General features: G+C 72.5%; 24 protein-coding genes. 17 read left to right on the forward strand and 7 right to left on the reverse strand.

The features are described 5' to 3' along the window. Positions 1-110: 110 nt before the first annotated feature. Positions 111-1,706 carry a diacylglycerol/lipid kinase family protein gene (locus ACZ42A_RS23045; RefSeq protein ID WP_468529134.1) on the reverse strand — a complete coding sequence of 532 codons (1,596 nt, stop codon included), beginning with the start codon at positions 1,704-1,706 and terminating at the stop codon, positions 111-113. 111 nt (positions 1,707-1,817) lie between these two features. On the opposite strand from ACZ42A_RS23045, the gene ACZ42A_RS23050 reads away from it, so the two are divergent. From ACZ42A_RS23050 to ACZ42A_RS23100, 11 genes are all read left to right on the forward strand, one after another. Beyond that, on the forward strand, positions 1,818-2,150 hold the full coding sequence (locus ACZ42A_RS23050; RefSeq protein ID WP_468529135.1) for a gas vesicle protein GvpO: 333 nt from the start codon (positions 1,818-1,820) through the stop codon (positions 2,148-2,150). Positions 2,151-2,184: 34 nt separating this feature from the next. Next, entirely contained in the window at positions 2,185-2,637 is a 453-nt protein-coding gene (locus ACZ42A_RS23055) for a gas vesicle structural protein GvpA (RefSeq protein ID WP_468529136.1), read from the forward strand. A 7-nt stretch (positions 2,638-2,644) separates the two neighbouring features. Further along, positions 2,645-3,358 (forward strand): GvpL/GvpF family gas vesicle protein, encoded by a 714-nt coding sequence (locus ACZ42A_RS23060; protein WP_468529137.1) that lies wholly within the window; start codon positions 2,645-2,647, stop codon positions 3,356-3,358. Positions 3,359-3,386: 28 nt separating this feature from the next. Further along, positions 3,387-3,650, forward strand: a complete 264-nt coding sequence (locus ACZ42A_RS23065) for a gas vesicle protein GvpG (protein WP_468529138.1) — start codon at positions 3,387-3,389, stop codon at positions 3,648-3,650. A 53-nt stretch (positions 3,651-3,703) separates the two neighbouring features. Further along, complete coding sequence (locus ACZ42A_RS23070) at positions 3,704-4,264, forward strand: ABC transporter substrate-binding protein (protein ID WP_468529139.1); 561 nt, start codon at positions 3,704-3,706, stop codon at positions 4,262-4,264. Further along, entirely contained in the window at positions 4,257-5,360 is a 1,104-nt protein-coding gene (locus ACZ42A_RS23075) for an SRPBCC family protein (protein ID WP_468529140.1), read from the forward strand. Before ACZ42A_RS23070 ends, ACZ42A_RS23075 begins: the two co-directional genes overlap by 8 nt. Further along, positions 5,357-5,821, forward strand: a complete 465-nt coding sequence (locus ACZ42A_RS23080; RefSeq protein WP_468529141.1) for a gas vesicle protein — start codon at positions 5,357-5,359, stop codon at positions 5,819-5,821. Before ACZ42A_RS23075 ends, ACZ42A_RS23080 begins: the two co-directional genes overlap by 4 nt. Continuing rightward, entirely contained in the window at positions 5,818-6,609 is a 792-nt protein-coding gene (locus ACZ42A_RS23085; RefSeq protein ID WP_468529142.1) for a GvpL/GvpF family gas vesicle protein, read from the forward strand. Before ACZ42A_RS23080 ends, ACZ42A_RS23085 begins: the two co-directional genes overlap by 4 nt. Then, positions 6,606-6,872, forward strand: coding sequence for a gas vesicle protein (locus tag ACZ42A_RS23090; RefSeq protein ID WP_468529143.1), 267 nt, complete (start codon positions 6,606-6,608; stop codon positions 6,870-6,872). Before ACZ42A_RS23085 ends, ACZ42A_RS23090 begins: the two co-directional genes overlap by 4 nt. Continuing rightward, the gene (locus ACZ42A_RS23095; RefSeq protein WP_468529144.1) at positions 6,856-7,260 is read left to right on the forward strand and encodes a gas vesicle protein K; all 405 of its coding nucleotides are present in this window, start codon (positions 6,856-6,858) and stop codon (positions 7,258-7,260) included. The genes ACZ42A_RS23090 and ACZ42A_RS23095 overlap by 17 nt, the downstream gene beginning before the upstream one ends. Positions 7,261-7,382: 122 nt before the next feature. After that, positions 7,383-7,847, forward strand: a complete 465-nt coding sequence (locus ACZ42A_RS23100) for a DUF1877 family protein (protein ID WP_468529145.1) — start codon at positions 7,383-7,385, stop codon at positions 7,845-7,847. Positions 7,848-7,897: 50 nt separating this feature from the next. Here the strand turns inward: ACZ42A_RS23100 and ACZ42A_RS23105 are convergent, their stop codons facing one another. Together ACZ42A_RS23105 and ACZ42A_RS23110 are read right to left on the reverse strand one after the other, a co-directional pair. Continuing rightward, positions 7,898-8,701 carry a phosphatidate cytidylyltransferase gene (locus tag ACZ42A_RS23105; RefSeq protein WP_468529146.1) on the reverse strand — a complete coding sequence of 268 codons (804 nt, stop codon included), beginning with the start codon at positions 8,699-8,701 and terminating at the stop codon, positions 7,898-7,900. Next, the gene (locus ACZ42A_RS23110) at positions 8,698-10,476 is read right to left on the reverse strand and encodes an aminotransferase class I/II-fold pyridoxal phosphate-dependent enzyme (RefSeq protein ID WP_468529147.1); all 1,779 of its coding nucleotides are present in this window, start codon (positions 10,474-10,476) and stop codon (positions 8,698-8,700) included. Before ACZ42A_RS23110 ends, ACZ42A_RS23105 begins: the two co-directional genes overlap by 4 nt. A gap of 267 nt (positions 10,477-10,743) precedes the next feature. On the opposite strand from ACZ42A_RS23110, the gene ACZ42A_RS23115 reads away from it, so the two are divergent. Beyond that, positions 10,744-11,973, forward strand: coding sequence for an alginate lyase family protein (locus ACZ42A_RS23115; protein WP_468529148.1), 1,230 nt, complete (start codon positions 10,744-10,746; stop codon positions 11,971-11,973). A 22-nt stretch (positions 11,974-11,995) separates the two neighbouring features. On the opposite strand, the gene ACZ42A_RS23120 is transcribed toward ACZ42A_RS23115, so the two are convergent. Then, positions 11,996-12,976 carry an alpha/beta fold hydrolase gene (locus ACZ42A_RS23120; protein WP_468529149.1) on the reverse strand — a complete coding sequence of 327 codons (981 nt, stop codon included), beginning with the start codon at positions 12,974-12,976 and terminating at the stop codon, positions 11,996-11,998. Between the two features lie 64 nt (positions 12,977-13,040). Further along, on the reverse strand, positions 13,041-14,012 hold the full coding sequence (locus ACZ42A_RS23125; protein ID WP_468529150.1) for a LysR family transcriptional regulator: 972 nt from the start codon (positions 14,010-14,012) through the stop codon (positions 13,041-13,043). An 80-nt stretch (positions 14,013-14,092) separates the two neighbouring features. On the opposite strand from ACZ42A_RS23125, the gene ACZ42A_RS23130 reads away from it, so the two are divergent. Then, positions 14,093-15,007: a serine/threonine dehydratase gene (locus ACZ42A_RS23130; protein WP_468529151.1), complete on the forward strand. Its 915-nt coding sequence runs from the start codon at positions 14,093-14,095 to the stop codon at positions 15,005-15,007. Positions 15,008-15,027: 20 nt separating this feature from the next. On the opposite strand, the gene ACZ42A_RS23135 is transcribed toward ACZ42A_RS23130, so the two are convergent. Further along, on the reverse strand, positions 15,028-15,261 hold the full coding sequence (locus tag ACZ42A_RS23135; RefSeq protein WP_468529152.1) for a hypothetical protein: 234 nt from the start codon (positions 15,259-15,261) through the stop codon (positions 15,028-15,030). 38 nt (positions 15,262-15,299) lie between these two features. Continuing rightward, on the reverse strand, positions 15,300-16,490 hold the full coding sequence (locus ACZ42A_RS23140; RefSeq protein ID WP_468529153.1) for a hypothetical protein: 1,191 nt from the start codon (positions 16,488-16,490) through the stop codon (positions 15,300-15,302). A 178-nt stretch (positions 16,491-16,668) separates the two neighbouring features. On the opposite strand from ACZ42A_RS23140, the gene ACZ42A_RS23145 reads away from it, so the two are divergent. The 4 genes from ACZ42A_RS23145 (at position 16,669) to ACZ42A_RS23160 (ending at position 21,451) form a co-directional block, all read left to right on the forward strand. Beyond that, complete coding sequence (locus ACZ42A_RS23145) at positions 16,669-17,874, forward strand: M20 metallopeptidase family protein (protein WP_468529154.1); 1,206 nt, start codon at positions 16,669-16,671, stop codon at positions 17,872-17,874. A gap of 104 nt (positions 17,875-17,978) precedes the next feature. Then, positions 17,979-19,190, forward strand: coding sequence for a cytochrome P450 family protein (locus ACZ42A_RS23150; protein ID WP_468529155.1), 1,212 nt, complete (start codon positions 17,979-17,981; stop codon positions 19,188-19,190). 241 nt (positions 19,191-19,431) lie between these two features. Then, the gene (locus ACZ42A_RS23155) at positions 19,432-20,901 is read left to right on the forward strand and encodes an MFS transporter (protein ID WP_468529335.1); all 1,470 of its coding nucleotides are present in this window, start codon (positions 19,432-19,434) and stop codon (positions 20,899-20,901) included. A 4-nt stretch (positions 20,902-20,905) separates the two neighbouring features. Beyond that, on the forward strand, positions 20,906-21,451 hold the full coding sequence (locus ACZ42A_RS23160; RefSeq protein WP_468529156.1) for an isochorismatase family protein: 546 nt from the start codon (positions 20,906-20,908) through the stop codon (positions 21,449-21,451). Positions 21,452-21,455: the final 4 nt, after the last annotated feature.

Raw genomic sequence — 21,455 nt, forward strand, 5'->3', positions numbered from 1 at the left:
GGGACGTACTGCTCCTTTCGCCGGTGCCCGAGGCACCGGCCGGTCGGGTGTCCAGGAACACGGCGGCGGAGGGCGCTCGGTTCAGCGGCCCCCCGGTTCCGGAGCCGAACTCACCCGTGGACACGCTCTCCGGCACGCGACCGGACCGGTACGGCCGTACGGCCCACCGCCGCCGCCAGTTTGCGCAGCCGGCGCCAGTCCAGCCGGGGCGGCGGGTCGGGAATGCCGGGCCGTTCCCGGGGCACGCGGACGCGCAGCGCGCGGCGTTCGACACGGCAGCGGACGGGAGTCGGCAGCAGCACGGCCTCGCCGTCGACTCCGGCCTCCACCTCGGGGACGTCGGCGTCGATGACCACATCGTGCGAGGTCGTCATGCCCAACCCGCGCGGATCCAGGAGCAGTTCGGCGGCCTCGACCGCGCTGTCGACCTTCACGGCGACGACACCGAGCCGCCCGGAGTCCAGCCGCGCGCGTCGGCCGAAGCCGAAGGGGTCGTCCATGCGGTAGGGGTTGTTGCTGACCAGGACCGCCTGCGGATCGCTGATCGTGGTCCGGCCGACCGTGGCCGTCAGCCGCGGACCGCGCTGCCGGGAGAGCAGCTCGGGCAGCAGGTGCAGCGCCGTACCGACCTTGTCGTCGCGGTAGCCGGGACTCTGCACGACCGCTCCGTACACCCCGAACGAGGCGTTGTTGACGAACGGGCGGTCCCCCGCGAAGCAGAGGTCCACGCGGACCTCGACGCCGTCGGTGAGCGCGTCCAGGCAGGCGGCGGGGTCGTCGCGGTCCAGGCCCAGGTCCATCGCGAAGTGGTTGCGGGTACCGGCCGAGATCACCATGAACGGCAGACCGTGCTCCGCGGCCACGGCGGCGACCAGGGCCTGAGTGCCGTCGCCGCCGCCCACGCCGAGCAGGTCGGCGCCCTCCGCGACCGCGGCCCGGGCCAGGGCGACCACGTCCTGGCGCGCCTCCGGATCGAGCAGGACGACCCGTGCGCCCAGCCGCTCGGCCTTCTCCCGCAGGGCGAACCGCTCCACCTTCCCGCCGCCGGAACGGGGGTTGAGCAAGAGAAAGGGGCGCTGCGGGGCGGGCGTGCGGTACTCCTTGGCCCGGCTGGGCCGCAGCCCCGTGGTGCGCAGCGCGTACCGGCCGCTCCACACCGCCGCCGACCACAGCAGCGCGGACAGGACGACGACCCAGAGCAGGTTCGCCTGCGCGAAGAGGGTGACGACCGCGACGGGGGTGAGCAGAGCCAGCGCGGCGGCGGCCATCCGCACGGCGCCGCGGCGCGACAGCGTCCACCACAGTGCGGCGAACGTGACGACGAGGCCCGCGATGCCCGCCACGAGCAGCAGCAGCCCGCCGACCCCGCCCTCCACCAGCGGCAGCAGCAGCGCGCCGGCCGCGGCCCCCAGTGAGGCCCTGGCCGCCCAGGCCTGACGGCGATGCGTCCACTCCCTGACCACCGGTACCACTCGTCCCTCCCCCCGACGCCACCGGACGCTCCCGGCGGTCGTCGTCCCCCGTTCCCTTCCCCGAAAACTCCGGCAGCCCACCGGCGCACGGTCGGCGACGACGTCCCCGTACGAGGAGCCGAGCGCCGCGAGGACGGCCTCCGGGTCGGTGCTGTCGACCTTGGCCACCGCTGCGGCGGCGGCTTCGCGCAGCATCCGCGAGCAGTGGTCGATCAACGCGGCGTAATCAAGCACTCGCATCAGTGGATCGGCAACTCGCAGGGGCTGCGCTGCGCGGTTCCGCGGCTGCACGGCTGGCGTGGGCTGTGCGAGTGGTTGATGATGGGAGTACGACCGAGAAGGTGAATGATCACGAGCGACCGTGAGCCGAAGAAGGCTCGTCCCTCATCACAGCAGGCCTCCGCCGAGGAGCGCGTGTCCGCCCCGGCGGCCATGCGCAGTGCGATCGAGCAGCTCAGTGAGTTGTTGGGCAGGGTTCCGGAGTCCGTTTCCTCCCTCAAGCCGACCGAGCAGGGCTGGGAAGCCGACGTGGAAGTCGTGGAACTGGAGCGCATCCCCGAGACGACCAGCGTGATGGCCAGCTACCAGGTGGTGCTGGACCCCGCGGGGAATCTGCTGGCGTACGAGCGCGGGCGCCGCTACACGCGCTCGCAGATCGACAGGGCGGACGACCGTTAGATCGGTTCACCCCTTCGCTGGAAGGGAAGAAACCGTGACTGTCATGCCGCAGGGCAACAGTGGAGCCGTTGCCGCAGGCGGGGGCGGTGGGGGAAATCTCTACGACGTACTGGAACTCGTCCTCGACCGGGGCCTGGTCATCGACGCGTTCGCGCGGGTGTCCCTGGTGGGCATCGAGATCGTCAAGGTCGACGCGCGGGTCGTCGTGGCCAGCGTCGACACGTATCTGCGCTTCGCCGAGGCGTGCAACCGGCTGGACCTCGAGGAGGGCCGCAAGGCTCCGGCACAGCTGTCCGAACTCGTCCAGGACGCCTCCGAAGGCGGCGCCCGGGGCAAGAGCAAAGGCGCGCTGACGGGCGCCGTCGAGGCCGTCACCGAATCGTTGAGCAAGGGGCGCGACAAGGAGCGCGAGCACGAGCACGCCGAGCGCGGCTCCGGCCGGCGTTCCTCGCGGGAGCGGGACGCCGCGCGGGAGCGGGAGGAGTGAGCGAGCGATGTCCGTGTACGTGTACGCGATCACCAAGGCATCGCATCCGCTCCGTCTGGACGGCCTGGAAGGCGTGGGGGAGCCGCCCGCGAAGCTGCGCGTCGTGCGCGGCGACTCCCTGTGCGCCGTCGTCAGCGAGACGCCGGACGACCTCTCGGTCGCCCGCCACGACCTCCAGGCGCACCACGGTGTCGCGGAACGGCTCTGGGCCGACGGCCCGATCCTCCCGCTGAGCTTCGGGTTCCTCTCCCCGGACGACGACACTGTGAGCGCCACTCTGCAGCAGCGGACCGAGGAGCTCACGCAGCGGCTGGACGAGCTGACGGACCGGGCGGAGTTCAACGTCAAGGGTCTGGAGGAGGAGGACGCCGCGCTGCGTGCCGTCCTCCTGGAGAACCCGCAGGCCCGGGAGCTCAACGAGCGCACACGCGAGGGCGGTGGCACGTACGAGGACCGGCTGGCCCTCGGCGAGCTGGTCGCCCAGGGCGTGCAGGCCCACCATGAGGCGCTCGCCGGTGAGATCCTGTCCGCGCTGCGGCCGCTGGCCCGGGCCGAGAAGGTCGCGCCGCCGTCCCAGCAGTACTTCGTCAACGCGTCCTTCCTGGTGGACGGCGACCGCTCCGAGGAGTTCGCCGAGGCCGGCCGCGAGCTGGCGGAGCGCTACGGCGAGGACGTCGAGGTCCGGCTGCGGGGGCCCCTGCCGCCGTACAGCTTCGTCTGAGTTCGTCCGAGCCGGGTGAGGAGGCGAGATGGGACTGGTCACCGAGATTCTGCTGCTGCCGTTCGCCCCCGCGCGGGGCATCGGCTGGGTGCTCGACAAGGTGGTCCGCGCCGCCGAGGACGAGTTCTACGACCCCACTCCGGTCCAGGAGGCTCTGGTGAAGCTGGAGGAGGAGCGGGCCCAGGGCCGTGGTGACGCCGAGGAGCTCGCCCGGCAGGAGGAGGCGCTGCTGCACCGCCTGGAGGAGATCAGGGCCTACCAGCTGCGACAAGGCGGCCAGGGGCCGCTGTGACGCACCCACCGCCCCACGGGCCTCGGCGCGTGGGCGGGGAAAGAAGACAGGTCATGAACAACGCCAAGATCGGCGCGGCTCTGCTGGGTGGTTATGTGCTGGGCCGGACGAAGAAGGCGAAGATGGCGATCGGCCTCGGCGCGATGCTGGCCGGATCGCGGATCAATCCCGCGCAGGTCGGCAAGGCGATCCAGGAATCCCCGTTCATCCACACCCTCACCAAGCAGGTGCGGACCGAACTGACGGGCGCGGGGAAGGCGGCGGCGACATCCGTGCTGTCCGCGAAGGCCGACAGCCTGGCCGACGCCCTCCACGAACGGACGACCGGGCTGCGCGAGAAGGCACCCCCGACCGGTGAGCGGGACACCTCGGGGACCGAGGACACGGACGAGACCGACCGGACTGACGAGGCCGAGGAGGCAGAGGAGGCCGACGAGACCCAGGAGGCCGACGAGGAGAGCCGGGGCGAGGCAGGCGGCGGCGAGGACCAGAAGCGTGGCGAGCGAGCGCAGCCGAAGCGCCGGCCGTCCGGCGAGGGCGCGAAGAAGACCTCCTCCGCGAAGAGCCGCTCGCGGAGCGGCACCTCACGAGCGAGGAGGCCGGACGATGGCTGAGCAGCGGGGCACGGAGCGGCTGAAGCAGGAGCTGGAGCGCTATGTCGAGGCCCGTGTCCAGGTGATGCTGGAGGGCGTGGGCCACCGGATGGGCGAGGGCGCACGACGGCTGGCCGAGACCCACATCGGTCCCCGCGGGCTGGCCACCGCGGCGGCCAAGGGCGGCAAGCGGCTGACCGGACACATGCCGGCGGGCGGGACGCTGACCTCGGCCGCCTCGCACGCCAAGGACACCGCCGTCCACGCGAAGGACGTCGTACTGGACAAGGCCAAGGACGTCGCCCTCCACGGCCCGAAGGAGCGCGAGGGCACGGCGCAGGACGTGGCCCCGGACGCCGCGGGCAAGGGCCTGACCATCATCGAGGACATCGACGTCGGCGTGCCCGTGCGCGAGGCCTACGACCAGTGGACCCAGTTCCAGGAGTTCGAGCGGTTCAGCAAGGGCGTCGTCGGTGTCGAACAGGAGGACGACACCACGACGACCTGGCACGTCAAGATCGCCAAGGCCAGCCGCCGCTGGCGCGGCACCATCACCGAGCAGGTGCCCGACGAGCGGATCGCCTGGACGTCCGAGGGCGACAAGGCCACCACCAAGGGCGTCGTCACCTTCCACCCGCTCGGCGAGAACCTCACCAAGGTGCTGCTCGTCCTGCGGTACTTCCCCAAGGGGCCGGTCGAGCGGCTCGGCAGCCTGGTGCGGGCCCAGGGCCGTCGCGCCCGCCTCGATCTGAAGCTGTACCGCACCTTCGTGATGATGCGCGGGGAGGCCACCGGAGGCTGGCGCGGGGAGATCCACGGTGGCGAGGTGGTGCGTACGCCCGAGGAGGTCGAGAAGGCGGAGAAGGCGCGCGAAGAGGAGGAACGGGAGGACGAGGAGGAGTACGAGGACGAGGAGGAGGGCCCCGAGGACCGGTACGACGAGGAGGAGCGGGAGGAAGACGAAGAGGGAGAGGGCCGGGACGAGTACGAGGACGAGGACGAGGACGCCGAGTACGCCGAGCGTGACACGGACTACTCGTCCGACGACGAGGACGAGTGGGACGAGGAGGACGAGGAGAGCCGAAACCGCCGGGACGACAGGTCGAGCGCGCCGTGACCGAGCCCGAGCCCCGCTCCTCCGCGCTCTCGCCCTCCGGGTCGTCGCTCTACCCGTACGGCCAGCAGTCGGGCGCGAACCTCGCCGACATCCTTGAACGCGTCCTCGACAAGGGGATCGTGATCGTCGGCGACATCCGGGTCAACCTGCTCGACATCGAGCTGCTCACCATCAAGCTCCGCCTGCTGGTGGCCTCGGTCGACAAGGCGAGGGAGATCGGCATCGACTGGTGGGAGCACGATCCCTCGCTGTCCTCCCGCGCGGACAACCGGCGCACGCTCGAAGAGCAGAACAAGCGGCTGCGTGCCGAGGTGAGGGAGCTGCGCCGCCGCGTCGGGGAGTCCCCGGCCGAACTTCCCCCGCGGCGTCGCGTCGAGTCCGAGCGTGAGCCCGGTCGAGAACCGCGGCGCACCCGGCGCAAGCACCGGGACGACGACGAGGAGCGGGACCGAGAGCCGTGACCGGGCAGCTGAGCTACGCCTACGCCGTCGTCCGCTCCTCCGCCACGGCGGCGCGGACCGCGCTGACCGGGGTCCGCGGCGTGGCCGGGGCACCGGTGACGCTGGTCCGCGCGGGCGCGGTGGCCGCCGCGGTCGGCCCGGTGCCCGCCGACGAGTTCTCCGAGACGGCGCTGAAGGCGCGGCTGGAGCGCCTGGACTGGCTGGAGGCGACCGCCCGGGCACACCACTTCGTCGTGGACGCCCTGGCCGCGCACACCACCGTCCTCCCCCTGCGGCTGGCCACGGTGTACCGCGACGAGGCCCGCGTCGAGGAGATGCTGAGCGAACGGGAGCAGACCTTCACCGCGCTGCTGGACCGGCTGGAGGGGCACCTCGAATGGGGCGTGAAGGTATACGCCGAGGCATCCGCGGCCACCTCCGACTCGCAGGGCGACGCCACCGACGAGCCCGCCTCCGGCCGCGCGTATCTACGGCGCCGCAGACAGCAGTACCAGACCCGCGAGGACGTCTGGCGAGCCGCCGAGGCCGCCGTGCGGCGGACGGAGGAGAGGGCCCGCGGTCTGGCGGTGGACCGCGCCCGCCACCGCCCGCAGCAGGGCGAACTGGCCGCCGGGCCCGGCCGGAACGTCTCCAACGACGCCTACCTCGTCCCGCGCCACCTGGCCGACGAGTTCCGCGAGCGGATGCGGCACGCCGCCGACGACCTGCCCGGCGTCCGGGTGGAGGTCACCGGCCCCTGGGCGCCGTACTCCTTCACCGTGCTGCCGGAGGGAGCGGGGCAGCGATGACCGAGTACGCCGCGTACCCCGACGACGACCGTCCGATCAGCGGGCGGCAGGTGGCGCTGATCGACCTCCTCGACCGGCTGCTGAGCGGCGGGGTGGTGCTCACCGGCGATGTCGTCCTGTCGATCGCGGACATCGACCTGGTGCGGATCTCGCTGCGCGCGGTGGTGGTCGCCATCCGCGAGCAGGTGGAGGAGCAATGGGCCCCGGTGCTGACGGCGCCGACGGCCCCGGAACACGGCGTCGACCATGACGAGCCGGTCTGAGCCGCCTTTCCCCGCCGACCGGCTGCAGGAAGTGGCCGAGGCCGCAGGCCGCGCGTTCTCGCTCCTGCCCGCCCGGCCGGACGACGTCACGCCCCCGCCCGCGGGCCAGTCCGCCGCACAGCGACTGCACACCGACCCCGACACCGTGGAACGCGATCTCGTCCGACTGGTCCTCACCCTCGTCGAACTCCTTCGCCAGCTGATGGAGCGCCAAGCGCTGCACCGCGTCGACCAGGGCGATCTGACCGAGGAACAGGAGGAGCGCCTGGGCCTGACCCTGATGATCCTCCACGACCGGATGGCGGAGCTGTGCGACCGCTACGGCCTCACCCTGGAAGACCTCAACCTCGATCTGGGACCGCTCGGCCCCCTGCTCCCCCCACCGTGACGGTCCGGCCGAGGGACGCCGGGAACCCCCTGTGAGGGACGCCGATACCCGCTTGCCTAGGCTGTTCGACTGCGGGGTCGGGTTCGAGACCGGGACATGACGGCCCGGCGGGAGGCGTGAGCATGTGGATCTACTTTCAAGGGCTGGAGCCCACGGAGTTGCCCGCGGACGCGGCGGGCTTCGAAGCCCACTTCGACGTCGAGTTCGACGAGCTGCGCCGCCGGGTCCGGGCAGGGGTGGCCGTATGGCTGGAGAGCGGCTTCTTCCAGCTGAACGAGCTCTACTGCCCCCGGTCGCAGCCGGGCGGCGACCGGGAACTCCCCGTCTTCGGCGGCCGGCACATACCGGACCCCGACGGCGGCCCGGGCCACGTGGCGCTCGACCCGCCGGAGGCGGCGCGCGCGGCGGCGTATCTGGAGGGGGTGTCGTTCGAGGAGCGCTGGCAGGAGTGGACCCGGCAGTCCTCGCCCGCCCGAGATGACGAGGAACTGCGCGAGCTTCTGGCCGAGTACCACGAGGAACTGCGGGCCTTCTACGACAGGGCGGCTCAGCGGGGCTGGGCGGTGGCCAAGCACTTCTCGTTCTGACCGGGGCGCGCCTCCTCACCAGGCCCGGAGGCCGGTGTCGACGACGAGGGTCACCGCAGGACCAGAAGCACGGCCAGGGCGACGAGCAGTGAATCGATCCGGTCCAGCAGGCCGCCGGAGCCGGGCAGCCAGTGGCCGGCGTCCTTGGCCTGCGCACCTCTCTTGATCATCGATTCGAGGAGGTCCCCGGCGGGGCCGCCGACCGCCACGGCGACGGCCATCGGCCAGCTGAACGCGGACAGCAGGGCGAGCACCGCGAGGCCGGCGGCGGCACCGGTGAGCGTTCCGCTCCAGCGTTTGGCCGGTGACAGGGGCGACAGCCGCGGTCCGCCGAGCCCCTGACCGGCGAAGTACGCCACGATGTCGGCGATGGAGACCGCCACGAACAGCGCCAGCGCGCTCGCCCCGAGCGGCACCAGCGCGGCCAGCACACTCAGCCAGGCCAGTCCCAGCAGCCCGGCGGCGAGCCGGCGTTGACCGTGCTCGGCGTCGCCGGCCAGGAGCGGTACCGCGGCCACCGCGAGGGCCCCGATCGCCACGACCCGGAGCACCTGGCCGGGGGCCAGCCAGGCCGCCAGCACCACGCCCGTGACCGCCGAGGCCAGCACCAGCCGGTCGGCCCGGCCCAGCCGCATCAGCCCGCCGTACTCCAGCACGGCGATCAGCCCGGCCACGACGGCGACCAGCGCGGCGCCCGGGCGGCCCCACCAGAACGCACCGGTGACCAGGGGCACTCCGACCGCCCAGGCGCACCACCGGATCATCAGCTCACGGCGCCGGGACGCCACCACCGCGACGCCGCCCAGGAGCAGCGCCCCACCGAGGTAGGGCGTCAGGGCGGCGACGGTGATCATCGAGTGCTTCCGGCGGCGGAGAGGGGTGCGGGGACCGGAGCGGGCGAGGCCGGACGCGGGCCCAGTGTGTCCAGGGCGGCCTGGCACGCGGCCACGATGCGCGCGTTCTCGGCGGTGTCCCTGACCGCGATGCGCACGGTGCGGCCCTGGTACGCCGGGGACAGCGGCGACAGATCGCGCAGATACACGTCGTGCCGGCGGCACTCGTGCACCAACTGTGCGGCGCTCGGCCCGCCGGCCGGCAGGGTCACGGAGAGGAAGTTCGCCACGGACTCCTCGACCAGCAGGGTCGGGTCCAACCCGGCCAGATCGGCGGCCAGTCGACGGCGCAGCTCGTGGGTGCGGAGCCAGCGGTCGCGGTAGTAGGCCGGGTCGCGCAGGGCGGCCACCGCGGCCAGCTGCGCCGGGAGGCTTACCGGCCAGGGCGGCGTCCACCGGCGCAGCTCGGCCGCGGTGGCCGGCTCCGCCACCAGGAAGGCGGCCCGCACGCCGGAGAGCGCGTACATCTTGGACAGCGAGGTGCACACCACGACCCGCGGGTCGGTCGCGGCGAGCCCGGCGAGCGACTCTTCCAGGTCGACGTAGCCCAGGTATGCCTCGTCGATCCACCAGCGGGTCCGGGCCGGCGCGGCGGCGATCACCGAGCGCAGCTCCGCGGCCGGCGCGTGACGTCCGGTCGGGTTGTTCGGGTTGACCACCACCACGAGGTCGTACCGGCCGGCGTCGACGGCGGCCGACAGGCGGTCCGGGTCGATGCGCCAGCCGTCCTCGCGGCGCAGCCGGAACCGGTCCACCCGGCAGCCGATCACCCGCTCCGTGACATGGGCGTACTCGCCGTACCCCGGGTCGACGAGCAGCACCCTGCTTTCCGGCGTCAGCCACCGGCCGAACGCCCGGAAGATCAGGTCGGACGAACCGGCGCCGAGGGCGAGGGTCTCCGCCGGCAGCGAACGGGCCGCGGCGATCTCCGCCTGGAGGCCCTCGGCGCCGGTCGGGGGCGAGGTGCGGGCGGCCCAGGCGGGGTCCTCGGCGAGGACGGCCCGCACCCCGGGGGCCGGCGGGAACCAGGCGTCCAGGACGTCGGCCGCGACCACCTCATGGCGCCGGTGCAGGGTGCGGAAGTCCGTGCCGATGGCGGTGAACGAGGCGCCGCCGTGTTCACAGCCGTCCGGCCGGGGTGCGAACGGCACGTCCAGCCGCCAGTCCACCGCGGATGCCAGACGCTCCAGCGGGGCGCGGTAACGGTCCATCGCCGTCCTCGTCAGCTCGGCGACGCTTCCGCTCAGCACCTCGAACGTCACTGCGCCGCTGTGGACCGTACGGCCGACCGGGCGCAGCCCGACGGACCGGTACATGGTGAGCAGCTCCGCGCGCCCCATCGCCACCACCGTGCGACCGCCCCGGGCGGCGATCCAGCGCAGGGCCGCGTACATCAGCAGGGGTGCCGCCACGGTGGTCCGGTAGCGCGGCTCGACGGTGAGGATGCGCACCTCGAACGGCTCGTCCTCGGCGAGCAGCGGCAGTTCGTCGCGCGTCAGGTACTTGTCCAGCGCGTACCGGCCCAGCCAGGGCGGGGTGAGGCTGACGAAGCCGATGCGACTCGCTCCGCGCGCGGCGACCAGATAGACGTTGTCGCCGTCGAGCCCGTCGCGGAGCCGCCCGGACGGATGCGGCGCATGCTGGCCCAGCTCCTGTGCGTACACGCGATGACGCAGCTCGTGGATCCACTCCAGATCCTCGGGAGTGGCAGCGCGCAGCTGCAGGTCACGGCCCATGGGTTCCTCTTTCGGACGCGGGGGCGGGGCACTTCATCGTGGGGAACGCGGAGTGGTGACGTAAGGGCGTACGACGCAAGCGATCTGAGTACGCGTACTCAGGCGCGATCGCGGGCGGTGGGCTTTCCCGGACCCGGTCTTCCGTGTAGGTCTAGACCTTGACGCGTGCATGGCGTGCCGTTAACTTCCCGGCATCAGAGAGTCGTTCATGTCAACGGGAGCAACTCACATATGTGAACGCAGTGTCGACAGAAAGGCACCCCCCACATGCGAAGCAGAGTCCTGAAATCCGCCCTCCTCGGAGCGGTCGGCGCGCTGCTGGCGGGCGTCCTCGCCACGCCGGCCACGGCCGGGCGGTCCGCCTCCGCCCCCTCCGCCACCGCCGACGCCGCGATCCCGGCCTCGCAGGCCGCCCCCGCCGTGTTCACCCATCCCGGCGTGGGCGTCAGCCGCGCCCAACTGGACACCATGCGCGCCCGCGTCAACGCGGGCACCGCCCCGCAGGCCGCGGCCTTCAGCCAGATGATGAACTCGCGGTACGCCTCCCTCTCCTACACGCCCCACCCGCGCGCCGTCGTCGAGTGCGGCTCGTACTCCAACCCCAACTACGGCTGCACGGACGAGCGCGAGGATGCCCTCGCCGCGTACACCCACGCCCTCGCCTGGTACGTCACCCGGGACACCGCCCACGCGAACAAAGCGATCCAGATCATGGACGCCTGGTCGGCGACCATCCGGGACCACACCAACAGCAACGCGCCGCTGCAGACCGCCTGGGCCGCCTCCTCCTGGCCCAAGGCCGCCGAGATCATCAAGCATGTGTACGGCAACTGGCCCAACGCCGGCCGGTTCGCCACCATGCTCCGCAACGTCTACTACCCGGAGATCCAGAACGGCTCCAACTCCAACGGCAACTGGGAGTTGAGCATGACCCAGGCCATCATCGGCATCGGGGTCTTCCTCGAGGACAGGGCGATCTACGACCGGGCCGTCTCGCTCTTCCGCAACCGCGTGCCGGCCTACATCTACCTCACGTCCGACGGCGCCCTGCCCCGCACCAAGCCGGGCGACGGACGCGACACCCGGGACGAGATCATCGCCTACTGGCACCACCAGACCACCTTCGTCAACGGGCTCAGCCAGGAGACCTGCCGCGACTTCACTCACACCGGCTACGGCATCGCCGCCATCGCCCAGGTCGCCGAGACCTCACGGATCCAAGGCCAGGACCTCTACCCCGAGTTCGGCGAGCGGCTCCGGCACGCGCTCGGCTTCCACGCCACGTACGAACTGAACGACCCGCCGTCCTGGCTCTGCGGCGGCACCGTCAAGCGCGGCCTCGGCCCGGTCACCGAGGTCGGCTACAACGCCCTGCACAACCGCCTCGGCCACGCCATGACCAACACCCAGGCGTACACCCTGGCCCGGCGTCCGATGGGGGTGAACAACCTCTTCGTCGCCTGGGAGACGCTGACCCACGGGGACAACCTGTCCTGAGGCGCGGAGCGGGGCGCGCGGTTCAGGCGGGCAGGGCGGCCAGCCAGTCGGTGAGGATCCGGTTGACCTCGGCGGGGCGTTCCTGCTGGATCCAGTGGCCGCAGTCGTCGAGGAGGTGGGAGGAGACCAGCCCGGGCAGGGTGGTGGGGTACGCGTCGATCGCGTCGGCCAGCCAGGTGGTGGAGGCGTCCCGGCGGCCCCCGATGAACAGCGACGGCTGGGTGATCGGGGCGCCGTCGAGACCGGCGAGATCCTCCCAGTCGCGGTCCATGTTCCGGTACCGGTTCAGCGCCCCGGACAGGCCCGTCCGCTCGAACTCCCCGGCGTAGACGTCCAGATCGCCCTCACCGAGCCAGGCGGGACGCCGGCCGGCGGGGAACCGGTCCCGCAGCGTCCCGCCCCTGCCGACGAAGTGCGGGTCCGGAGCCCCCGGCCCGGGCATGGTGTCGCCGGAGAACGCGGCGTAGAAGCCCGCGAGCCAGCCCCGCACGTCGGGTTCGATCTCGGCCTCGGCGCGGCCCGGCTGCTGGAAGTAGGAGACGTAGAACTCCTCGTCCCCGCCCAGCCGTGCGAAGACCTCGCTGGGGCGCGGTCCGCCGCGCGGTGTGTAGGGGACGCTGAGCAGCCCCACCGCGCGGAAGACCTCCGGCCTGAGCAGGGCGGAGTTCGCGGCGATTGCCGCGCCCCAGTCATGGCCGACGACCACCGCCGACTCCTCGCCCAGGGCGTGCACCACGTCGACGGTGTCCGCCACCAGATCGCGCATCCGGTACGCGGCGGGGTCGGCGGGCCTGGAGGAGCGGCCGTAACCGCGGACGTCCAGGGCGACCGCGCGAAAACCGGCCGCGGCCAGCACCGGCAGCTGATGGCGCCAGGAGTACCAGGACTCGGGGAAACCGTGCACGAGCAGCACCAGCGGCCCGGTTCCCTGCTCCACCAGGTGGATCCGGCCCGCCCCCGACGGGACGAGGCGGTGCGTGGCCTCGGTGACGTGCAGTGGCATGAGTCCTCCGCGTCGATCGGGTTACGTGGGCCACGACCGTCATCGATCCGCCGCGCGCCCCGGCTCAGTGCCGATCATGCCGCGGACGCTGCCGCGCCACCGAGTCCTGTTGCCGTTTCGGCAACTTGCCGGGGGCCGGACGCAGGAAGTCGATGAGCTCGCGGACGAGTGGGGTGGGTCGTCGGCGGTGGACGATGCTGATCTCCCGGGCCGGAGTGAGCCCGCGCAGCCCGTGGACGGAGACCCGGGAGCGGTCGGCGCCGGCGAGCATGCTCTCGGGGACGAGCGCGACCCCCAGTCCGGCGCCGACCAGCGCCAGGATGACGTGGTAGTCGGCCGACTCGTAGGCGACATGGACGTCGACACCGGCTTGGCGGGCGAGGGTGTCCAGACAGATCCTGTTCGGGACGCCCGGCGCGCCGGAGATCCACGTCTCGTTCCCGAGCCGGCCGAGGTCGATACCACGGCGTGCCGTGCCCCCGGCGAGGTGGTGGCCGGTGGGCAGCACGAGCCGCAGCAGGTCGTCGAGCAGCGGAAGGCGGTCGAGCCCCGGGTGGGGCGTCGCTGCCACGCCGGGGTAGCGGTGGGTGATCAGCACGTCGAGATCGCCCGACGTCACCAGTCCGTAGCCCTCGGGCGGTTCGATGTCGACGAGCGACAACTCGGCCCGGGGATGGCGGTGTTGCAGCGCGGCCAGCGCAGCCGGCACCAGCAGTTGCGCCGCGGTCGCGAAGGAGCCGAGCGCGAGCCGCTGCGGCTGTGCCCCCATCGCCGCCTCCACCGCGACGCGCGCCTGCCGGAGCTCTCCGATCACGCGCTCGGCGTGTTCCACGAGCACGGCGCCGACCGGGGTGAGAGTCACCCCCGTCGGGCGGCGCTCGAGCAGACGGGTGCCGAGTTCGGCTTCCAGTTTGGAGAGCTGCTGGGAGAGCGCCGAGGGCGTGAAGGACAGGTTCCGCGCCGCCTCGGCGATGGACGCGGCATGGGCCACCTCCATCAGCACCCGCAGGCGGTTGACGTCCAGCTCTCGCATCATGCACCCATCGTAAGCATCACTAACGGCCGCTTATCGATCGTCGCTGGCGCTAATGATGGCGGCGCTGAAGCATGGAATCCGTGAAGACGCCGACCACCATGCTCTCCGCGGCCGATGTCCAGGCCGCCGCCGACAGAATCCGCCCGTACGTCCGTCGTACTCCACTGCTCGATCTGGAGATCGACGGCCGGCGCGTCCTGCTGAAGCTGGAGCACCTCCAGCGCAGCGGCTCGTTCAAACTGCGCGGAGCGCTCAACGCGATGCTCGCCGGGCCCGTGGACGACCACGTCGTGGCCGCGTCCGGCGGCAATCACGGCCTGGCGGTCGCGACGGCCGCCGCGCTGCTCGGCCTGTCCGCCACGGTCTACGTGCCGGAGACCGCTCCGGCGGCGAAGGCCCGCCGCATCGAGTCCGCCGGCGCCCGGCTCGTCCGGCACGGCGCCACCTTCGCCGAGGCCGCCGCTGCGGCGTGGGACGCCGCGGCGCGGCCGGGTCACCGGTTCCTGCACCCCTACGACGATCCGGCCCTCGTCGCCGGTCAGGGCACTGTGGCGGCGGAGATCGTGGCCGACGCGCCCGAGGTCGACACGATCGCGGCGGCTGTCGGCGGCGGCGGACTGGCGGCCGGTACGGCACTCGCGAGCGCCGGACGCCCGGTCGTCGCCGTCGAACCGCGGAACTGCCGCTGCCTGCACGACGCGCTCGCCGCGGGAGAGCCGGTGGACTCGGCGGTGGACTCGGTCGCCGCCTCCGCGCTCGGGGCGAGCCGGGTCGGGACGCTTCCCTTCGCCGTTCTGACCGGGCACGACGTGTCCTCCGTGCTGGTCGGCGACGAGGAGATCCTGCGGGCCCGGGACCGGCTGTGGGAGGAGTGCCGGATCGCGGTCGAACCGGCCGCGGCCGCCCCGTTCGCCGCCTGGCTGGCCGGACGCGTTCCCGGGGACCTGCCGTGCCTGATCCTCTGCGGCGCGAACGCCGAGTGGGCCGCGGAGTGAGCCGCCCGGCGGTCGGATGGTCAGAGCGAGGCCGACTCCACCCTGCCGCCGAACCGGCCACCCACCTGACGGGCCGGCCAGGTGACGCGAGCGGTGTCGTCGGCGCTCTCGACGTGCACGTGGACGGTGTGATCCGGTGACGGCTCATCCTGGTAGAGGTCCCTGGAACGCACGCTCAGCGTGAGATACGCGTACTTCTGCGAGACCTCCTCCAGCCCTGCTTCGGGGACCGCCGGCCAGGCGCCGGCAACCATAGGACGCCCGCCACCTGAAGCAGCATGCGGCCGCCGGGCTACGAGCAGGCCGCCCGTACCTCCTGGAGCAGCGTCGGGTGATCCTCGCCGTAGGCGTGGACGGCGGCGGTCACCGCGTCGATGGCCGCCCTGAGCGGATCGGACGCGCCCGCGCGGAACACGGCCGGAAGAGCCATGTGCGGCTGTGAGACCCGGGCCGGACGCGCCGGGGTGCCCGCCGGACGCGTCACGTGGATCACCGCCACGGCGCGCCCCACGCCGGGGCGAGGGCGCGGTTCCGGACGCGGGGGCCTCTCCGGCGGTATCGCCTCGCCGACCGTGCGGTCCGGGACCTCGGGATCGGCGCGCAGCGCCTGCCACATCCGGTCCCAGTCGTCGAACGGGGGCGGCAGCGGTCGCCCCTGCTCCAGCGCGGTGAGGGCGGGAGCGACCCAGGCCAGCTCGGCGATGCCCGCCGCCGTGCAGGCGCGCCGGGCGGCGAGCACGGCGACCTCGCGCTGGACCTCGGGCCCGGCGGCGTCCAGCGCGTGGACGAGGTCGGCGTCGAAGCGGCGAAGATCCGACGCCACGCCCTCGACGGCGCGCAGGCTGTCGCTCGGCAACCGCCCTCCCCATTCCCAGCGTTCGATCTCCAGCCGCCGTTCCCGCTCGACACGCTCCTGTTCGAGACGGGCCCGGCGTTCGGCCTCCGCGCGTTCGGCGGGCGTGGGGGGCGCCGGCAGGCCGCGGGCGAACCCGTGCCAGTAGGCGGCCAGTCGGGACGTCTGCCGCAGGATGCGGTCCGGCGCGGGCGGATCGGGCCAGAACTGGAGGAGATAGCGGTCCGCCTGCTCCCCGTCCGTCCGCGTGTCCAGCTCCCTCCCGCGGTCCATGCCCCACGCGCAGTAGCGCACCCGGTAGTCGGTCTCGGCGAGTTCGAGCGCATAGCTCCCCCCGCCCCACTCCTCGAGGACGGCGTGCGCGGACCGCGGCCGGTAGGACACCTCCACGACGTCCTCCCACACCGGGTCCACCGCGGGAGCCCGGTCGTGCACCTCGACGGTGAAGCCGACACCACCGGTGTGCAGCCCGGTGACGAGCCACAGCATGCCGGGCACCGCGGCTCCGCACAGCCCCGACGCCTGACCGGCGAAACACGCGTGCAGATCCGCCATGTCGTCGCGGTCGCTCAGGACGTAGAGCTGGCCATAATGAACGTCCACCTCGCCGTCGACCGGTCTGCGCACCATCGGACCCTCCCCTCCCGGCCACCGGCGGGGGCGGCCACCGCCCCATGCTAGGAGGGTCGCGTGAAGAGCCTCCCGCGTGGGCAGTCATCCCGGGCCGACGGAACGCCACACCCCTGCGCCGGAGGGAGACGCCCGTGCCCGTGGCTCTGCTGAACGGAACGCTCGCCGGGGGTGCGCGGTGACCGCCGCCCCCGATCGCCTGCTCGCCGAGGCTCGTGCGCTGCTTCCCGAGATCGTCGCCGTACGACGCCGTCTGCACCGTGCCCCCGAACTGGGCCTGCATCTGCCGCGCACCCAGCGCGCGGTGCTCGCCGCACTCGACGGACTGGGGCTGACCGTGACCACGGGGGAGCGGCTCAGCTCGGTGACGGCGGTGCTGGAGGGCGGTCGTCCCGGGCCCACCGTGCTGCTCCGCGCCGACATGGACGCCCTGCCCCAACAGGAGGACACCGGCCTGGAGTTCGCCTCCGAGGTGCCCGGCGCCATGCACGCCTGCGGCCACGATCTGCACACGGCGATGCTGGTCGGCGCGGCCCGGCTGCTGGCCGCGCGGCGGGCGGAGCTGGCGGGGCGGGTGCTGTTCATGTTCCAGCCCGCCGAGGAGACCGACGGGGGCGCGCAGTACATGATCGACGAAGGGCTGCTGGACAGCACGGACGGCCCCGGGATCGTCGCGGCGTTCGCCCTGCACGTCACCACGCGCTTCGCCGCCGGCACCGTCCATCTGCGCCCCGGCCCGACGTTCGCCGCCTCCGACCGGATCCACCTGACCGTGCGCGGCCGGTCCGGCCACGCCTCGGCACCGCACGTGGCCCTCGATCCCGTCCCGGTGGCCTGCGAGATCGTCCAGGCGTTGCAGACGCTGGTCACCCGCACGGTGGACGTCTTCGACCCCGCCGTGATCACCGTCGCCTCCCTTCACGCCGGGACCACGACCAACATCATCCCGGAGACGGCGGAGCTGCACGGCACCCTCCGCACCCTCACCCCCGAGACCCGGCTCCGGGTACGCGAGGGGATCGCCCGCGTCGCCCGGCATGTGGCCGCCGCCCACGCGGCCGACGTGGACGTGGAGCTGCCCGAGGGCTACCCGCCCGTCGTCAACGACGAGACGGTCGCCGGCGCCGTCCGCGAGACCGCCGCCGGACTGCTGGGCGCCGATCGCGTCCACCACCTGTCCCAGCCGTTCATGGGCGCCGAGGACTTCTCCTACGTCCTGCGCCGCGTACCCGGCACGATGGCCTTCCTCGGCGCCCGCCCGCCGGGCGACTCCGCGGAGGAGGCGCCCGACTGTCACTCCAACCGCGTCGTCTTCGACGAGCCGGCCCTCGCGACCGGCGCCGCGCTGCACGCGGCGGTGGCGCTGCGGTACCTGGCCCGGTAGCCCCTCCCCGGCGCGCGAGCCGTCGGTGTCAGCACCGGTGGCACGTCCTGCTCGGTGCGGCACGATGTCCACAGCCCTGCAACCAGCCCATGAGGTGGTGCCCCATGAACGTCGTCGACCTGGCCGCGCTCGGTGAGTCGTTCACCCGCGATCCCTACCCCGTCTACGCCCGGTTACGGGCCGAGGGCCCGGTGCACCGCATCCGGATGCCGGAAGGGGGCGCTTCGGCCTGGCTCGTCGTCGGATACGAGGCCGGGCGCGCCGCACTGGCCGACTCCCGGCTGTCGAAGGACTGGAGCAAGGCCTCGCCCTCGCTGCCGCTGGGCGCCGTCTCCTCCGGCCCGCACATGCTCCGGGCCGACCCGCCGGACCACACCCGGCTGCGCAGGCTGGTCGCCCGGGAGTTCACCGCGCGCCGCGTGGAGGAACTCGCCCCGCGCATCCAGAAGACCACCGACGCGCTCCTGGACCGGATGCTCACCGCCCCCGACGGCCGCGCCGACCTCGTGCGGGCGCTGTCCTTCCCGCTGCCCATATCCGTGATCTGCGAACTGCTCGGCGTCCCCGACCTGGACCGCGAGTCCTTCCGGACGTGGTCGAACGACGCCCTGGACGCCACCGACCCCGAGGTCCGCAAGGCCGCGGCCGCCTCGATGGCGCGGTACATCGCGGAGTTGGTGGAGGACAAGCGGCAGCGCCCCGGTGACGACCTGATGAGCGCGCTGATGCACGGCTCGGACGACGACGGCGACAGGCTCTCCCACGAGGAACTCATGGGCATGGCCTGGCTGCTGCTCGTCGCGGGCCACGAGACCACCGTGAACCTCATCTCCAACGGCGTCCTGGCCCTGCTCACGCACCCCGAGCAGCTGGCCGCGCTGCGCGCGAACCCGTCCCTCATCGACAACGCGGTCGAGGAGATGCTGCGTTACGACGGCCCCGTGGAGACCCCCACGTACCGGTTCACCACCGAGCCGGTGACGATCGGCGACACGGTCGTCCCCGGCGGCGGCGAACTGGTCCTCGTCGCGATGGCCGACGCCAACCGCGATCCCGCGCGCTTCCCCGCACCCGACCGCTTCGACATCCGCCGCGACGCCCGCGGCCACGTTGCCTTCGGCCACGGCATCCACTACTGCCTGGGCGCGCCGCTCGCCCGTCTCGAGGCACGCGTCGCGATCGGGACACTGCTGGACCGCTGCGCCGAGCTGTCCCTGGACATCCATCCGGCGGCGATCACCTGGCGTTCGGGCATGCTGATCCGCGGCCCGCGGAGCCTGCCCGTACGGTTCGCCCGGGCGAGCGGATCGACCTGATACGGGCTCACCCGCACAAGGAGGCGGCGCGCGCGCCGAGTCCGGCCGCCGCAGCGGGTCACCCGCCGGCCCCGTGATCGACTGGAGGGGCGTCCTGGAGCGGCGTACGGTCGAATGGTGGCCGGCACCGGCCACGGACGACCCTCGCCGACGGCGCGATGCCATGAGCCATCCGGAGTCCACACCCGCAGCACAGGCCACCCCGCAGGAGAAGGAGCGGACCGATGGCCGCGGCAGCGGTATGGCGCTGCTGGTCATCGCGTCCTGCCAGCTGATGGTGGTGCTCGACATCACCATCGTGAACATCGCGCTGCCGGACATCCAGCGCTCGCTCGACTTCTCCACGACGAGCCTGTCCTGGGTGGTCAGCGCGTACACCCTCACCTTCGGCGGACTGCTGCTGCTCGGCGGGCGGATGGGCGACATCCTCGGCAGACGACGCGTCTTCGTCCTCGGCCTGCTCGTCTTCGTCCTCGCCTCACTGCTCGGCGGACTGTCCCAGAACGCCTGGCAACTCCTCGCCGCCCGTGCCCTCCAGGGCGTCGGCGGCGCCATCGCGTCGCCGACCGCGCTCGCCCTGGTCGGTACGACCTTCCGTGAAGGGCCCGAGCGCAACAGGGCCTTCGGTGTCTTCGCCGCGGTCTCGGCGGGCGGCGGCGCGATCGGGCTGCTGGCGGGCGGCATGCTCGTCGAGTGGCTGAACTGGCGCTGGGTGCTGTTCGTCAACGTGCCCATCGGCCTGCTCATCGTGCTCGCGACCCCGCGCTGGATCCGGGAGTCCGAGCGCCGGCCGGGCCACTTCGATCTGGCGGGTGCGCTGACCTCCACGATCGGCATGGTGCTGCTGGTCTACGGGTTCATCCGGGCCGCGCAGGACGGCTGGCGGGACAGGCTGACGCCAGCCGTGTTCGCGGCGGCCGTCGTCGTCCTGCTGGTGTTCATCCTGCTGGAGCGGCGCTCCCGGCAGCCGATCACGCCCCTGCACATGTTCGCGGACCGTAACCGGGCGGGCACCTACGGCATGATGCTGAGCCTCGCCGCCGCGATCTTCGGCATGTTCTTCTTCCTCACGCTCTTCGTCCAGAACGTGCTGGACTTCAGCCCGCTCCAGGCCGGACTGGCCTTCCTCCCGGTCAGCGCGGTCATCGCGGTGGGCGCCGGGCTCGCGTCCCGGCTCCTGCCGAGATACGGGCCCAAGCCCTTCATGGTGACGGGGGCGATCCTGGCCGCCACCGGCCTCGCCTGGCTGACCCTGACCGACGTCCACTCCACCTACGCGGGCAGCGTTCTCGGCCCGATCCTGGTCTTCAGCCTCGGTATGGGCATGGAGTTCGTGTCGCTGACCTTGATGGCACTGTCGAACGTGGCCAGCCATGAGACGGGGGCCGCTTCCGGGCTCCTCAACACCACCCAGCAGGTGGGCGGCTCTCTCGGACTGTCCATCCTCGTCACCATGTTCGGTACGGCGAGCGACAACGAGGCCGACAAGCAGATCCCGGCGTTCCTGGCCCAGGCGACTCCCGAGGAGCGGCTGCGCTTCGAACGCACCGGGCAGCTCCTGGCGCCCTGGGCCGACGAGATCCTCACCTCGGGAGTCTCCGCCGCCTTCGTCATGGCCGCGATCTTCACCGGGATCGCCGCGGTGATCGCCTTGCTCGTCATCCAGGTCCGCCCCTCCGACCTGGCACGGCTCCGGGGCGGACTACGGTGAGCCCATGCTCCGGACCTCCGCACTCCTCGTCATCGACATGCAGAACGCACTGGTCGCGATCGCCCACCGGCCCGCCGAGACCGTCGCCGCGATCAGCGGGCTCCGCGCACGTGCCCTCGCCGCGGGCGTACCGGTGGTGACGATCCAGCATCAGGGCGACGAGCTGAAGGCCGGTACGGAGGACTGGCGGATCGTGCCCGAACTCACGCCCGGCGCGCGGGAGCCGGTCGTCCGCAAGACCACCGCGGACGGCTTCCTGGACACCGATCTCGACAAGACCCTGAAGGCACTCGGGGTCACCGAGGTGGTCGTCACCGGGTTCGCGACCGAGATCTGCGTGGACACCACGGCTCGGCAGGCGCTGAGCCACCAGTACGACCTGGTGCTGGTGGCCGACGGACACACCACGTCCGTCCGGCCCGACACCGGCGAGTACGCGTCGCCGGACCAGTCGATCAGGCACCACAACGAGATCTTCCGGAACCTCGACTTCCCCGGGCGCGGGATCCGGGTGCTGCCCGCGGCGGACGTGGACTTCTCCGCGTCGTAGCGAG

The organism is Streptomyces sp. NPDC030838 (assembly GCF_055572035.1).